11 protein-coding genes are annotated in these 13,307 nt (G+C 57.5%); 5 read left to right on the top strand and 6 right to left on the bottom strand.

The window, feature by feature from the left end:
• Positions 1-3 precede the first annotated feature (3 nt).
• Positions 4-546 (bottom strand): hypothetical protein, encoded by a 543-nt coding sequence (locus N6G83_RS43620; protein ID WP_161713242.1) that lies wholly within the window; start codon positions 544-546, stop codon positions 4-6.
• A 456-nt stretch (positions 547-1,002) separates the two neighbouring features.
• Positions 1,003-1,743 (bottom strand): XRE family transcriptional regulator, encoded by a 741-nt coding sequence (locus tag N6G83_RS43615; protein ID WP_223500593.1) that lies wholly within the window; start codon positions 1,741-1,743, stop codon positions 1,003-1,005.
• A gap of 239 nt (positions 1,744-1,982) precedes the next feature.
• Between N6G83_RS43615 and N6G83_RS43610 the strand changes: the two genes are divergently transcribed.
• The 4 genes from N6G83_RS43610 (at position 1,983) to N6G83_RS43595 (ending at position 7,692) form a co-directional block, all read left to right on the top strand.
• On the top strand, positions 1,983-2,633 hold the full coding sequence (locus tag N6G83_RS43610) for a DcrB-related protein (protein WP_260524175.1): 651 nt from the start codon (positions 1,983-1,985) through the stop codon (positions 2,631-2,633).
• 71 nt (positions 2,634-2,704) lie between these two features.
• Positions 2,705-4,096, top strand: coding sequence for an L-seryl-tRNA(Sec) selenium transferase (selA, locus tag N6G83_RS43605; RefSeq protein WP_173410065.1), 1,392 nt, complete (start codon positions 2,705-2,707; stop codon positions 4,094-4,096).
• Positions 4,093-5,934 (top strand): selenocysteine-specific translation elongation factor, encoded by a 1,842-nt coding sequence (gene selB, locus N6G83_RS43600; protein ID WP_211134884.1) that lies wholly within the window; start codon positions 4,093-4,095, stop codon positions 5,932-5,934. The genes selA and selB overlap by 4 nt, the downstream gene beginning before the upstream one ends.
• 219 nt (positions 5,935-6,153) lie before the next feature.
• Positions 6,154-7,692, top strand: a complete 1,539-nt coding sequence (locus N6G83_RS43595) for an aldehyde dehydrogenase family protein (protein ID WP_211134885.1) — start codon at positions 6,154-6,156, stop codon at positions 7,690-7,692.
• Between the two features lie 45 nt (positions 7,693-7,737).
• Here N6G83_RS43595 and N6G83_RS43590 read toward each other — a convergent pair whose 3' ends face one another.
• Positions 7,738-8,982, bottom strand: a complete 1,245-nt coding sequence (locus N6G83_RS43590; protein WP_065683537.1) for an MFS transporter — start codon at positions 8,980-8,982, stop codon at positions 7,738-7,740.
• A gap of 229 nt (positions 8,983-9,211) precedes the next feature.
• On the opposite strand from N6G83_RS43590, the gene N6G83_RS43585 reads away from it, so the two are divergent.
• Positions 9,212-10,204, top strand: a complete 993-nt coding sequence (locus tag N6G83_RS43585; RefSeq protein WP_211134886.1) for an acyltransferase — start codon at positions 9,212-9,214, stop codon at positions 10,202-10,204.
• On the opposite strand, the gene N6G83_RS43580 is transcribed toward N6G83_RS43585, so the two are convergent.
• The 3 genes from N6G83_RS43580 to xylB form a co-directional block, all read right to left on the bottom strand.
• Positions 10,201-11,118 (bottom strand): GlxA family transcriptional regulator, encoded by a 918-nt coding sequence (locus N6G83_RS43580; protein WP_211134887.1) that lies wholly within the window; start codon positions 11,116-11,118, stop codon positions 10,201-10,203. The two genes, N6G83_RS43585 and N6G83_RS43580, sit on opposite strands and share 4 nt — an antisense overlap.
• Before the next feature lie 2 nt (positions 11,119-11,120).
• A complete protein-coding gene (locus N6G83_RS43575) occupies positions 11,121-11,672 on the bottom strand; it encodes an isochorismatase family protein (protein ID WP_065683450.1) in 552 nt (183 codons plus the stop codon).
• Between the two features lie 156 nt (positions 11,673-11,828).
• Positions 11,829-13,280, bottom strand: coding sequence for a xylulokinase (gene xylB, locus N6G83_RS43570; protein WP_211134888.1), 1,452 nt, complete (start codon positions 13,278-13,280; stop codon positions 11,829-11,831).
• Between the last annotated feature and the right edge of the window lie 27 nt (positions 13,281-13,307).

Below are 13,307 nucleotides of genomic sequence, written 5' to 3'. Positions count from 1 at the left end.
GTTTTATTCTCCAAAAAATTTAACAGGCGCGGCCACCAGCGATTTAACGCCGTATTCGCGGATTTCTTTGCGGTTCAACTGGACTTGCAGGTCGTAGCGGCGTAACCACTGGTCATTGACCAGCTTGGGGGCCGATACAACAGGGCCGTAGGACTCACATGACAGGCCCGCAGCGTTCAGTTCGACATTGTTTTGCGGGAGGGCCAGGCCGTCGCGGAACAAGCGTGCAAAGCGCTGACCATTAGGACCATAAAAGCTGATCTCCACTTCCACGCCGTCGTGCCGCCAGAGTTCGAGGCTGTCATCAGATTGATTGACCAAGGCTGGGGCGTTATCGGTAGTCAGCGTCATCACCCCCAGATCGCACCAATCCACATTGGTGGCGGGCTGGGGAGGTTGATCAGGTTGCCAACGTAAAAGTACCGACTCGGGCGGTAACCCTGAAACGCCGCATACCCACCGGCTCAGTAATTGCTCCAACGCCAGATCATCCGGTTGGAGTGACTGCCGCGGGGTCAAATAGCCGGGTTCAGAGCTGTTATTCATTCATTTTCCCTCCGCCGAATGGCAGCAATTGACACTAAATGCAGAGGGTGCAAAGGGGTTGTTGACCCATCTGCACGTTTTTGCCTTTGCCATTTCGTATTGACGGTGGCTGTTTAAAACAGTTTTTCCATAAAGAGCTTACCGATCGGTCCCTGTTCGGGGTCGGTGGGTGATTACGTCGCTCACCCGATGCGTCTGCCTGTGTGGTTTTCTACCAGAAATACTGTTTATGCATACAGCATATGCATTATGCGCAAATGCGTCAAATGCATATTTGCGAGGTTTGATGCGCATTTATCTAACGTATTGAAATGTTTGATGAACTATTTTTGCGTGATTTTATGCGTGGGTTTTTGATTGGATGTAGGGTCTACACTCGGTGTCGTATAACGGACAAAACCCAGCAAGAGACCTTGCTGGGTTAAGTGAGTAGGATTATGGGGGACTAAAAAGGGATTACCAGGTGGAAGATGACCAGAAAACGCGGCCAAGGATCACTAGCTGTTCTTTTCTTTGCTGATATGAGAGCTGTTCGTCAGCAAATTCTTCGCGGTTCATCGAACGGATCACTACACCGCCATCGGGCTGTTCTATCAGGTATTTAACGCGTAATAAATCGCCATGGCGTATGCCATAGGCTTTGCCATCCCTGATCCTGGTGTCGTCGGTGTTTATTCCTACAACGTCGCCATCGGCCAGACGTGGCTCCATGCTGTTGCCGATCACACGAACGAGTTTTGCTGCCGTGGTTGAAATGCCCAGCTTGTGTAGATAGTAGCGGCGAAAAATCAGGGCAAACTCTTCTTCTTCAGTCAGCTCCATACATCCGCTGCCTGCAGAGAAATGAACATCGATCAGCGGTATTTCTACAAACTCTTCGTTGTCTTGTTCCCCATCTTCCCATACTGTCGCTTTTAGCCTGGTGGGCTGCACATCAGACTCTATTGATGCGTGCCCGAAGGGGAGATCGGCCTTAAACAGGTCGGCAACCGGGCAGCCAAAGAAATCAGCAATCTTTCTGATCATTTCATCGCTATAGCCCTGCTTAGCCCTCTCAAGGCGTGAAATATTGCCTACATCACTGCTCACCGCGTTAGCGAGATCGGCAATGTTTAGCCCCTTCTTAAGTCGAAGGTGCCTGATGTTACGACCCACGGTGGGATCGATTTCTTTGGGGAGTTTTTTTTCGGTTTCCATCCGGCGATTTTTTCATTAATGTGCGTGATACGCAAGATAGGTTGCGCACATTAATGAAGCATTATGCGTTATCAAGCGGATTGTTACGGCCAAATGAGCACTAACCTGTATGAAGAGTAGCCTATTCCCTCAGCTGAACCTGCCCATGGATTACCGCCAATATCAGAATAGACATCTGGCAAACCGGGAAGCGAGTTGCTACCGTTACGTCAAGACGCGTAACGCGAAAGGAAGACATGATGTTGAAGACCCTTGCCAAAGGCGCGGCGCTGGCCGTGCTGCTTACCGGGCTGGTAGCCTGCGATAACCAGGACAGCAAAAAGCCGGAAGTCCCCGCCCCCGCGCCAAAACCGGTTGTGACACAACCCGTAACGCCAGCCCCAGCGCCACCGGTGGAAGAACCCAAGCCCGCCCCCGGCCTGAACGTCTCGCTGCAAAAAGGCCAAATCACCTTTGAACTGCCGCCGGGTTTCAGCGATCAGACCAAGCTGAGCGGCATCATCAACGACGACAAGTCGACCATTCAGCTGTTCCTCGACAGCAAATCGCGCCAGCGCACCGTCGCTTCGGAAGTGATCCCGCCAGCAAACATGAAGATCAATACCAGCGATGCGATGCTCAAAGAGCTGACGCAAAGTATCATTACCGAACTGTCCGACCGCTATCAGAACATCAAGAAAACCAAAGAAGAGAATTTCACCGTCGGTAAGCAGAAGTTCCATCGTTTGGATACCGAACAGACGGTCAACGGGCAAAAACTGGTTTCCACCATCGTGTTGACGGTGTTCAATAAACGGGTCGTGACGTTGCAACTGTTAACGCCAGCTAAAACACCGGATCTACATCATGCCCTGGTACAGCGAATTATTGATACCATGCAGGTTAAATAACCTGACTGGTTTAGCTCGGCACGCCAATAAGCCAGTTTGCCGATAACCGGACACTGAAAAATCGAGTGACCATGAGCACTGAATCCCAGCACCTATACAGCCAGTTACCTGCCATCGACCGCCTGCTGCGCGACCCTGCGATTGAAACCGCCGTCGCTAAACATGGCCAGACGCTCATCAGTGAACTGCTGCGCCAGATGCAGGCGCAGGCGCGTGAAGCCATCAAGACGCAGCAACAGTTGCCCACCTGGTGTCAGGACTGGCCGCAGGCGCTACATGCCCGCTTGGAGCAGCAACAGCGCCCGGCGTTGCAACCCGTGTTTAACCTCAGCGGCACCGTTTTGCACACCAATCTGGGGCGAGCGCTGTTGGCGCAACCGGCGGTTGATGCGGTGGTCAGTGCCATGAGCAGTGCCGTGACGCTGGAATACGATTTGGATGGCGCAGGCCGTGGGCATCGCGATCGGGCCATCGCGGACTTGCTCTGCCAGCTCACCGGGGCGGAAGATGCCTGTATCGTCAACAATAACGCGGCGGCGGTGCTATTGATGCTGGCGGCGGTAGCGCCGGGCCAGCAGGTGGTGGTATCACGTGGCGAGTTGGTGGAGATTGGCGGCGCGTTCCGCATCCCGGACGTCATGCGCCAGGCGGGCTGCCAACTGGTGGAGGTCGGCACCACCAACCGTACACATCTGAAAGATTATCGTGCCGCCATCAACGAGCAAACCGGCCTGTTGATGAAGGTACACACCAGTAATTACAGTATTCAAGGGTTTACCGCTGCGGTCGATGAAAGCGAACTGGCGGTGTTGGGCCACGAACACGGCATTCCTGTGGCGACCGATTTGGGCAGTGGCTCGCTGATCGACATGGCGCAATACGGCTTGCCCGCCGAACCGATGCCGCAACGCCTAATTGCCGCAGGTGTCGATCTGGTGACCTTCTCCGGTGATAAACTGCTGGGCGGGCCACAGGCCGGGATTATCGTCGGTAAAAAAGATCTCATCGCCCGTCTGCAACAGCACCCACTCAAGCGCGCCCTGCGCGTCGGCAAAATCACGCTGGCGGCGCTGGAAGCCACGCTGCGGTTGTATCAACAGCCTGAGCTACTGGCAGAACACTTGCCTACCTTGCGTTTACTAACCCGTCCACAGCAACAGATGCAGGAAACAGCCGAACGTTTGCAAGGCCAGTTGGCTCCGCTGTTTTCTGGCCGCTTCGAGCTGCGCAGCGAGCCATGCTGGTCACAGATTGGCAGCGGCTCGTTGCCGGTAGATCGTCTGCCGAGCTACGCGTTGACCTTTGCCCCACTTGATGGACGAGGCGCAACGCTAGAAGGTTTGGCTCAGCAGTGGCGCGGTTTGCCGCAGCCGGTCATTGGCCGTATCAACGACGGCAAGCTGTGGCTCGATCTGCGTTGCCTGGAACAGGAGGGCGCACTGGTTGAGGCGCTGAGCGCATGATTATTGCCACCGCTGGCCATGTTGACCACGGCAAAACCACCCTGCTACAGGCGATCACCGGCATCAATGCCGATCGCCTGCCGGAGGAACAACGCCGTGGCATGACCATCGATCTTGGTTATGCCTATTGGCCGCAGCCAGATGGCCGCGTGCTGGGGTTTATCGACGTTCCCGGCCATGAAAAATTCCTCGCTAATATGCTGGCGGGCATTGGCGGCATCGACCATGCGCTGGTGGTGGTGGCCTGCGACGATGGCGTAATGGCACAAACCCGCGAGCACCTGGCGATCCTGCGCCTGAGCGGTAGAGCGCAGTTGACGGTGGCGTTAACCAAAGCCGACCGTGTGGAACCTGCACGAGTCGCCGAAGTGCAAACCCAGGTGTTGGCTGAATTGGCGCAGCAGGGCTGGCATGATGTGCCAGTATTTGTTACTGCGGCGGCCATGGGGGAAGGTATTGATGAGCTGCGCCAGCATCTGTTGGCACTGCAACCCGGTGAGCACTTACTATCACGCCGTTTTCGCCTGGCGGTGGATCGCGCCTTCAGCGTCAAGGGTGCCGGGCTGGTGGTGACAGGGACGGCGCTGGGCGGCTGCGTGGCGGTAGGCGATACGCTATGGCTGACCGGTGCGGATGTGCCGGTACGGGTGCGCGGCTTGCATGCGCAGAATCAGGCGGCAGAACAGGCGGTTGCCGGGCAACGTATTGCGCTGAATATCAGCGGTGACGTCAGCAAAGATCAGCTAACGCGCGGCGACTGGCTGTTGGCGCAACAACCGCCAGCGGCGGCAGAACGTATTCTGGTGGCGATAGAGGCCGACGCGCCGATCCAGCACTGGCAGTCGCTGCATATTCACCATGCTGCCAGCCATATCACCGGGCGCATTGCGTTGCTGGCCGACAACCTGGCGGAGCTGATCCTCGATCGCCCGCTGTGGCTGGTGGAAAATGACCGGCTGGTGCTGCGTGATATCAGCGCACGCCAAACGTTGGGGGCTGCCCGCGTGCTGGGGCTCTCCTCGCCGAAACGGGGCAAGCGTCAGCCGGAGTATCTGGCCTGGCTGGCCGCGCTGTCTCAGGCATCCAGCGATGGACAGGTGCTGGATTTGCGTTTGCCGGGTGGCGCACTGGATTTGGCCGCGTTTGCCTGGGCGCGACAACTGACGGATGAGGGCCTACAGGAACTGCTGGCGGGTTATGCCCTGATGATCTCTGGCGAGATGGCGTTGGCCCCGGGCAATGTGCAGGCGCATGAGCAGCGCCTGTTACAGGTGTTGGCCGAATACCATCAGCAACATGCCGATCAGCTAGGCCTGGGGCGCGCTCGTCTGCGCCGTATGGCGTTACCGGCGCTGCATGAGCCGCTGGTATTTATGATGATCGATCGGCTGCTGGCGGCGGGTTTGCTGCGTAATACGCGCGGCTGGCTGCATCTGCCAGACCACGGCTTGGCATTCAGCAGCGAGCAACAGGCGCTGTGGAGCCGCATTGAGCCGCTGTTTGGTGAAGAGCCCTGGTGGGTGCGCGATCTGGCCGCCTCGTTGGGCGAAGAGGAAAACAGCGTTCGCGCCGCGTTGCGCAAAGCGGCACAGCTTGGCTACGTCACCGCCGTGGTGGTCGATCGCTACTACCTCAGCCAGCGTATCGAACAGTTTGCCGCGATGATCCGCGAGCTGGACGCCACGCAAGGCAGCACCAATGCCGGTGATTTCCGCGATCGGCTGGGGGTTGGCCGCAAGCTGGCGATCCAGGTGCTGGAATTCTTCGATCGCAGCGGCTTTACCCGGCGTAAGGGGAACCAGCATCTGCTGCGGGATCGCGGGCTGTTTGGCGGTTGAAATTATGGGTGCATATTGTTGCACCCAGTTTAAAAGATTGTGACACCCCTCATGCGTTTGAGCATTGTTTCGCCATTTCTCCTCATAAACCCCTATCATTCCGGCTAGAGATAGTTCACCGCTTCTTAAGTTTGATCACCGGATCTGCGGCCATGGTGCCGTGAACCTGCTTACCGTCTGCGGGCGGTAAGGTTGCAGCCTCGTTAAAAGGAGATACAAATGGCGAATACCACTACGGCAAGTCACCTCACGCCTGAAAACACCGGGTTTCCTCTCAAACTGAAAAAACGTTACGACAACTTTATCGGTGGTAGCTGGGTGGCGCCGGTACAGGGCGAGTATTACACCAACCTGACGCCGATCACCGGCCAGACGCTGTGCGAAGTGGCCAGCTCCTCCTTCCAGGATATCGAGTTGGCGCTGGATGCGGCCCACGATGCCAAAGGGGCATGGGGGAAGATGTCGGTGCAGGCGCGCGCCAACCTGCTTAACCGGGTCGCCGATCGCATGGAGCAGAATATCGATCTGCTGGCGGCGGCAGAAACCTGGGATAACGGCAAACCGATCCGCGAAACCGTCAATGCCGACGTTCCGTTAGCTATCGACCATTTCCGCTACTTTGCTGCCTGCGTACGAGCGCAAGAGGGCGGCATCAGCGAGATCGACTCCGAAACCGTCGCCTATCACTTCCACGAACCGCTGGGCGTGGTGGCACAAATCATTCCGTGGAACTTCCCGCTGCTGATGGCCTGCTGGAAGATGGCTCCGGCGCTGGCGGCGGGTAACTGCATCGTGTTGAAACCGGCCAAGCTGACGCCACTATCGGTGCTGGTGCTGATGGAACTGATCCAGGACATCCTGCCGCCAGGGGTGATCAACGTGGTCAACGGCGCAGGCGGTGAAATCGGGGAATATCTGGCGACCTCGAAGCGTATCGCCAAAGTGGCCTTTACCGGTTCGACCGAGGTGGGGCGCCAAATCATGGGCTACGCCACCCAGAACATCATTCCGGTGACGCTGGAACTGGGTGGCAAGTCACCCAACATCTTCTTTGCTGACGTGATGGACAAAGAGGATTCGTTCTTCGACAAGGCGCTGGAAGGCTTTGCGCTGTTTGCCTTTAACCAGGGGGAAGTCTGTACCTGCCCGAGCCGGGCGCTGGTGCAGGAATCGATCTACGAGCGCTTTATGGAGCGGGCGATCAAACGGGTTGAGAGCATCCGTAGCGGCAACCCGCTGGACGCCAGCACCCAAATGGGGGCGCAGGTCTCCGAAGGGCAGATGAAGACCATCCTTAACTACATCGAGATCGGCAAGCAGGAAGGGGCCAAGGTGCTGACCGGTGGCCGACGCAAGGCGCTGGATGGCGGGTTGGCGCGAGGGTACTACATGGAGCCCACCATTCTGTTCGGCAAGAACAGCATGCGGGTATTCCAGGAAGAGATTTTCGGCCCGGTGCTGGCGGTGACCACCTTCAAAGACATGGATGAAGCGCTGGCGCTGGCTAATGATACCGATTTTGGCCTGGGAGCCGGGGTGTGGAGCCGCAACGGTAACATTGCTTACCAGATGGGGCGCAACATTCAGGCGGGCCGCGTCTGGACCAACTGCTACCATGCCTACCCGGCACATGCGGCGTTCGGCGGCTACAAACAGTCGGGGATCGGGCGGGAAACCCATAAGATGATGTTGGAGCACTATCAGCAGACCAAGTGCCTGCTGGTGAGCTACTCTGAGAAACCGATGGGGCTGTTCTAAGCCTTCACGCCAGCCCTCATCCAAAGGGAGAGGGCTGGTTAACCATTACACTGTGGCACTCGGTGCGGGAGTGGCGCCACCACGGTGTTTGCTGAGGAACAACGCCGTCAGCATCAGCCAGCACAGGCCGCTGATCAGATTGAACAGGCTAAACAACCCGTTACCGCCCCAGACATAGGCCACCTTGGCCAGCTCGATCCCGATGGTGAACACCGACATACTCAGCATCCCCATCACGGCCGAAACGGCACCTTTGCTCACGTTGCTTGAAAACAGCGTCAGGCGATACAGACCGGCGTTCGCCAAACCAATGCCGTAAGCATAAAGGCTCAGCCCGGCGGTCATCCACAGATAGGCGTGGGCGGAAAATACCGTGGCCAGCGCGGCGAGCAGCAGGCCCAGTAGCATCGGCCATGCGCCCAGCTTGATCGGGCGTTCAATACTGAGTTTGCCAGTCACGCGGGCCAGCGTCAGGTTGCCCAGGATCAGCGCGCCAAACACCGGGATCTGCAACAGGCCATAGTCCAGCGCCGAGAGCGACTCACCCTTAATCAGGATCACCGGAGACTGGGCAATCCAGGCCAACAGCGGCAGGCTGGCAAAGCCGATAGCCAATGAACCACAGATAAAGCGCCGATTGACCAGCACCTGGCGATAGTCCCGCCACAGGTTGGCCGCCGAGAAGGCTTCCCCTTGCAGCGTGGCGGTTTCAGGCATGGCTTTCCACAGACCAACAAAGGCAATGGCGGCCAGCGCGGCAAACAGCACAAACATGCTTTGCCAGGAGGCTACGTGAACCCAGGCGGCCCCGGCCAACGGCCCTAGCAGCGGGGCGATCAACGCCACGTTAGCCATCAGCGCGGTGATCTTGATACATGTCGCCTCTTCAAACGACTCCTGAATGGTGGCATAGCCCACCGCGCCGATAAAGCACAGGCCGATCCCCTGCAGGAAGCGCATCACGATAAACTGCTCGATATTGGTGACCAGCAGAATGGCCAGGCAGGTGACGATAAAGAACAGCACCCCGGCCAGCATCACCGGGCGGCGGCCACGGCGATCTGACAGCGGGCCAAGCAGCCACTGCAGGAAAATGCCGCCAGCCAGATAGGCGGTCATTGAGGTGGGCACCCATTCCACACCGGCGTTGAAGTCGGCCACGACCGCCAGCATACCGGGCTGGATCATATCGTTGGCGATATAGGTCGCAAATTCGAACAGCACCAGACAAAGTGGGAATAAAAGCGCCTGTCGGCCTAAAAGTGCCGCAGGGGGTAATGATGTTTTCATTTTTATATTACTGATAGCAAAGAAGAAATAAGGAACTGTCAGGGCGGGGATGCGCAAACTGAGCGAGTTGTGGCGGCTATTTTGCCGCCAATTGTTCACCTTGGCAATCATAAGGTGATTTTCAGGCTCATTCTTAATAGTGCGTTTAAGCGTTGTGCTGCGCCCCCTGAGCTATAACCTCTGATTAACATTTCTTTATGACAGAATTATAGGCAACCGACGGGCAGCAATGAGCAATAAAATTGGTTGGATAGATAACTTGCGTGCGCTGGCGTGCATGATGGTGGTGATGATCCACGCGACCACCTACTACGTCGCTAACGGTGTGGCAGTGGGTGAACATAACTGGGATATGGCTAACGTATTGAACTCGATTTCACGGGCTTCGGTGCCGCTATTCTTTATGATTTCCGGCTTTCTATTTTTTGGTGAGCGCAGTGCCAACCAAAAACACTTTATCCGCATTACCTGCTGTATTTTGTTCTACAGCGCCATTGCCCTGATTTATATTGCCTGTTTTACCCGCATCGGCTTTTGGCCCTCGTTACGCTCCATCCTGCAAAAGCCGGTGTTTTATCACCTGTGGTTCTTTTACGCCATTGCGGTGGTCTACCTGCTTTCGCCGCTGATCAGCGTCAAACCGGTCTCTGGCCGCTATCTGGCCGGGGTGATTGTCATTCTGGCGATTATCGCCAACCCGAATACCAGCAAGCTGACCCTGGATAATGTGCATCTGCTACCGGTGAACCTGTACATCTATGGTGATACCTTCTACTACCTGCTTTATGCCTTGGCAGGGCGAGCGATCGGCATGATGGCTACCCAACGGCGCGGTATGAGCCTGTTGGCAGTGCTGTGCTTTGTCGCTGGCGTGGTACTGATTATCCGTGGCACCAAAAGCCAGATGTTTATCAACGGCAGCTTCGCCGATACGTTTTATATGTATACCGGCCCCTTGGTATTTGTGGCGGCGGTCTCGCTGCTGGTGTGGTGCAAAAACTGCCTGCCGAACCCAATCGGCTGGCTAGGCGTGATCTCCCGCCACTCGCTGGCGATCTACGGTTTTCACGCCCTGATCGTTAACGTGATGCGTAACCGCCACTGGGAGTTTCCGGCCTACCCGCTGCTGGATATCTTCTGGGTGTTTGGCATGGCGCTTGGCGTGAGCCTGCTGCTGTCGATGGGGTTACAGAAAGTGGATACCCGGCGGCTGGTGTCTTAAGCCTGCCAGCGCTGCTGTGCCCGCCGCAGTTGGCGGCCAGAGGAGAAGCCTGCGGTTAGCGCGGCTTTTTCCAGACCGTAGCCCTGTTGCAGCCGTTGCTGTGCGACCGCCAGCCGCAGCTGTTCATGATATTCCCGTACGCTGAGGCCGATATGCAGGCGGAACAGCCGGGCCAGATGGCGGCTGCTGACGTGGGCTTTCTCCGCCACCTGGGGGACCGACCACTCGGACTCCGGCGCGGCGGCCATGACATCCTGCGCCCGGTGCACAGCAGGATGCAGATGATTGCGATAGCGTAGCCACGGGGAAAGCTGCGGATCGTCGCCGGAGCGGCGGAAATAAACCACCATCTCACGGGCAATCTCCAACGCGCGGTCAGCCCCACAGTGTTGATTGACCAGGTGCAGGGCCAGATCGATACCGGCGGTGATACCCGCGCTGGTAAACACCCCACGATCCTCAACGAAAATACGGTTTTCCTTCACCTGCGCGGCCGGTGCCTGCTGGCGCAGACGGTCGAGCACGGCGTGGTGAGTGGTGCAGTGATAGCCGTCGAGCAAGCCTGCCTGGGCGGCCAATAGCGCACCGGAACAGACGCAAACCAGGTCAATCTGCCGCTGGGCCAAAGCCGGGCGCAAGGCCCGGAGCCAATTGCGCGCCAGAGCCGCTTCCTCGCTAGCAAAGTAATGCGTTGAGTCCGCCACCCCCGGTATCACCAGAATATCCCCTTCGTTCCACTGTTGTGGTAAGGGGGCTAGCTGGCCGATCGTCATGCCGATGGAACAGGTAATCTGCGGCACCGGGCTGACATAGTGCAGTTGGAACTGCCCGGTAAGCCGCAATACCTCAGCCGGGCCGCTGACATCCAGTAACAGCACGTTGGGGAGCATCAGAAAGTAAACGGCCTTGGGCATGATTATTCCTGTGAAAGTTGTGTCAATGCTTCATCGACGCTGGCAATGGTGGCAAAGCGGTCGACCAGCACGGTTTCAGTATGCCGCTTTAGCTGCTCGGGGGTAAAGAGGCTGCCGTCCGGGTGATGCATCGGGAAAGTGAGCGTCGCTTCGGTCACAAACGTCACTTTATAGCCTAGATCCGAGGCGACGCGGGTGGTGGTTTCACAGCATTGCTCGGTGCGAATGCCGCTGATAATCAGATGGTCGATCTGGCGTTCACGCAGCCAGGCATCCAGGCCAGATTCGGTCAGCGCATTGTGTACTCGCTTTTGCACCGTAACGTCAGCCTGATGGCTCAGAAACGGCAGGCGTTTCACGTGGCCAGACGCCAAAGAGAACGGCCCCTCAGGCGAGACATGGAACACGTCGACCAGCGGCACCCCTTGTTGCTGGCAACCCGCGATCAGGCGTGTCAGCGCCTGTTGAAATGCAGGCAGATCGTCTTCCTGCCAGAACGGGCGGTGTTGAAAGGATTGTTGAACATCGATGATCAATAGTGCGCTATGTGACATTTTCGGCCCTCCTCAATTTGGTGTAACACCATACTGTTCCAGTAGTCAGTCTGAAAGAAGGCCAAAAACGGCCATCATGATGGCAACAACGGACCAACGTTGAAGGGAGGTAAACCCCTCATCGATTGAGAGGGGTTATGTGCAGTTAGGGAGGGGTTACATCAGCGGCTGCAGGCAGCGGTAAAGCTCGCGGAAGGTGTTGCGTTGGGCGGTGTAATATTGATGCCGTTCGGTATCCGGCTCATGCACCTGCTCTAACGGCAATTCGGGCAGTAGGGTGCTCAATGACACACCAGGGTTCAGCGCAATCTGTGCCAGACGCGCGGCACCTAATGCCGGGCCAACGTCACCACCGGTGCGGTATTCCAGCCGTTGGCCGCTGATATCCGCCAGCATCTGGCGCCAGAACGGGCTACGTGCGCCGCCGCCAATCAAGGTGATAGCCGTGGGTTGCAGGCCGCTGGCATGCAGCACGTCTATGCCATCAGCCAGTGCATAACCCACCCCTTCCAGCACCGCTCGTGCGAGATCGTTCGGCCCATGTTGATGAGTAAAGCCCCAGAAGGCCCCTTTGGCATTCGGGTTGTTGTGTGGCGTACGCTCGCCGGAAAGATAGGGCAAGAACCACAACGGCGTTTCAGCAGGAGCGGCCTGCTCAACATTACGCAGCAGGGTGGCAACGCTATCGACATGGGTTAACTGGCAGGCCCAGTCCAGGCAGGACGCTGCGCTGAGCATCACCGACATCAGGTGCCAGGTCTGCGGCAGCGCATGGCAGAAGCTGTGCACCGCACTGGTCGGGTTACTGAGGAAACCGTCGCTGACGGCGAAGTAGACGCCAGAGGTTCCCAGTGACAGCATCGCCTGCCCGGCCTGATACAGCCCAACGCCGATCGCCCCGGCGGCATTGTCACCCCCGCCAGCTACCACCGGCACCGGCGCCATCCCCCAACGTTGGGCCAGTTCGCTATCCACTTGCCCGGTGATCTGGTTACCCTCAAACAGCGCAGGCATCTGCTCACGCGTCAGCTCGCAGGCATCAAGCATGGCGTCGCTCCAGTCACGTTTGGCGACGTCTAGCCACATTGTCCCTGCGGCATCGGACATATCGCTGGCAAACTCGCCGGTGATGCACCAACGCAGGTAATCCTTCGGCAATAACACCCTATCGATCTGCTGGAAAATCTGTGGCTCGTGCTCCTTGACCCACAGTAGCTTGGGGGCGGTGAAGCCGGGCATCATCAGGTTGCCGGTGATTTCCCGTGAGTTGGGTACGGTTTGTTCTAGTGCCTGGCATTGCGCAAAGCTGCGGCCATCGTTCCACAGGATGGCCGGGCGTAATACCCGCTGCTGTTTATCCAGTAAGGTTGCGCCATGCATCTGGCCGGTCAGGCCAATGGCTTTGACCTGTTGCAGGCTATGCTGTTTAGCCAATGCCAACATGGCGCGGTCGGTGGCCTGCCACCAATCTTGCGGGTCTTGTTCAGACCATAGGGGATGGGGGCGTGAGATGGGCAGTGGTTCACTCTGGCTGGCCAGCAGTTGGCCTTGCTCGCCTAGCAGGATGACTTTCACGCCGGAAGTACCGAGATCGATTCCAATGTACATGAGCACGGATCCTTTGAAGCGCGGTGA

The organism is Serratia sp. PL7 (assembly GCF_945957435.1).
The sequence above is the reverse complement of the archived record's forward strand: the minus strand, read 5'-3'. Positions and strand labels throughout refer to the sequence as shown.